A 2,246-nucleotide genomic window follows, 5' to 3' on the forward strand; every position below is an offset into this window, starting at 1 on the left:
AGTGCCAGCAGCTACTACTTCCCCTCCGTGGGTACCGGCTTCAGGTCCTATGTCTATAATGTAGTCAGCGGCTTTCATTATGTCGGCATCGTGTTCTACTACTATCACTGTATTGCCTAAGTCGCGCAGCGATCTCAGTACTTTTATAAGCCTATGAGTGTCGCGTGGGTGTAACCCTATACTCGGCTCGTCGAGTATGTACATCGAGCCGACCAAACTACTACCCAATGAGGTAGCTAAGTTAATACGCTGACTCTCGCCACCCGATAGCGTGTTCGATTTGCGGTTTAGCGTTAAGTACCCCAAGCCTACATCGCTTAAGAACTGTAGCCTGCTGTTGATTTCTATCAGTAGCCGTTTAGCTACTTCTTGCTCGTAGGGCGAAAGGGTTAATTCTCTAAAAAATGCTTGTAGCTTTTCTATAGAAATTTCTACCAAATCCGAAATGCTTTTTCCTTGTATTTTCACGTAGTTAGCCTCCTTCCGAAGTCGTCTTCCGTGGCAACTATGGCAACGTGTTTTTCCGCGATAGCGCGCTAATAATACTCGGTTTTGTATCTTGTAGCTCTTTTCTTCTAATTCTTTAAAAAAGTCTGTCAGCCCTGTGAAATATTTATTGCCGTCCCATACTAATTGTCGTTGTTCGGCACTGAGTTCATACCAAGGTTTGTGTATCGGGAAGTCGAATTTGTAAGCGTTGTTTACCAACTGGTCGCGAAACCAACTCATTGTTTCACCACGCCAAGGGTAGATGGCATTTTCGTATACCGATAGCCCTGTGTTGGGTACGATAAGGTCTTCGTCTAGCCCTATCGTATCGCCATAGCCATCGCACTCCGGACAAGCCCCGTAAGGATTGTTGAAACTAAAAAGATGCACATTCGGTTCTAAGAAAGTGATGCCGTCCATCTCAAAGCGGTTGCTGAAGTGTTTTAGTACTTCCGATTCCACTTCTTGTAGCATACATTCCCCTTTTCCTTCAAAGAAAGCGGTTTCTACAGCATCTGCCAATCGGTGCTGAAAATCCTCGTTGTGCTGTACCACTATCCGGTCGACTACCAACTGAAATTTACCTAATTTCTTAGGTAGATTGTCTTCCTCCAATCGTATCACTTCTCCTTGGTGCAATATGCGCGCGTAGCCCTGCTGTAGTAGCAATTTTAGTACTTGTTCTACAGTGCGGTCTTTAGGGATACTAATAGGGGCTAATAGCAGCAGCTTAGTGCCGTCGGGGTAGGCGAGGGCGGCCTCTACCACATCAGTTACAGTGTGTTTTTTTACTTCCTTGCCCGATATGGGGGAGTAGGTCTTGCCGATACGGGCAAAGAGCAATTTCAGATAGTCGTATATTTCTGTTGAAGTACCTACCGTAGAGCGTGGGTTAGAAGTATTGACTTTTTGCTCAATAGCAATAGCGGGCGCAATCCCGATGATGTTATCTACTTTAGGTTTGTCAAGCCGTCCTAAAAACTGACGTGCGTATGATGATAGGCTTTCTACATAGCGGCGCTGCCCTTCAGCATAGAGGGTATCAAAAGCTAAGCTCGATTTGCCAGACCCCGATAGCCCTGTTATTACTACCAATTGGTTGCGAGGGATACCTACCGTTATATCTTTAAGGTTATGTAGTTTGGCTCCTTTTATAAGTATTTCTTTGCTCTTCATTGTCATCGTAATGATTCGGGCGACAAAGGTACGGATAATTTGCTAATTCACAATTTATAATTAGCACAAAAAATAAAAGCTCTCCTTACAAAGGAAAGCTTTCATTGGTTTACTATAAACCCGTGTAAAAATATTTACACAAAACAACACAACTAAATCTTATGAAGCGGTCTGGACGGGACTCGAACCCGCGACCCCATGCGTGACAGGCATGTATTCTAACCAACTGAACTACCAGACCTTTAGTGATGTGCAATTCATTTCTTCATTGCGGTTGCAAAAGTACAACAATTTTTATTACCTGCAAATTTTTCGGCAAAAAAATTACAACTTTTTTTTAATTTTATTTTATTACTGCTGATTATCAGTGTTTTATAAATTATATATTTTTAGTGCTACTCGCCGTTTTTAGGTGCAATTCTACGGCTTTACTGTCCGTCAAACTCGCTATATAGCAGGTGATGCCCATCACTTTGTCGTAAATACTGCCTTTTTTCTGATACTTTTCGGGCAACTTTTTTAGCAATAATTTATCAAAAGAGGTCTCTCTACCGTTTTCGAAGTTGATAATAGCAGTAAAA

1 tRNA gene and 2 pseudogenes are annotated in these 2,246 nt (G+C 42.5%); all 3 read right to left on the minus strand.

The annotated features are described in order from the left end of the window. Positions 1 to 1,665: pseudogene (locus HMPREF9074_RS01240) on the minus strand (excinuclease ABC subunit A); the annotation flags it as partial. 167 nt (positions 1,666 to 1,832) lie between these two features. Beyond that, positions 1,833 to 1,906, minus strand: a tRNA-Asp gene (locus HMPREF9074_RS01245). Between the two features lie 138 nt (positions 1,907 to 2,044). Continuing rightward, a pseudogene (locus HMPREF9074_RS01250) lies at positions 2,045 to 2,246 on the minus strand (dGTPase); the annotation flags it as partial.

This window comes from Capnocytophaga sp. oral taxon 329 str. F0087, from assembly GCF_000213295.2.
Taxonomy (GTDB): Bacteria; Bacteroidota; Bacteroidia; order Flavobacteriales; family Flavobacteriaceae; genus Capnocytophaga; species Capnocytophaga leadbetteri_A.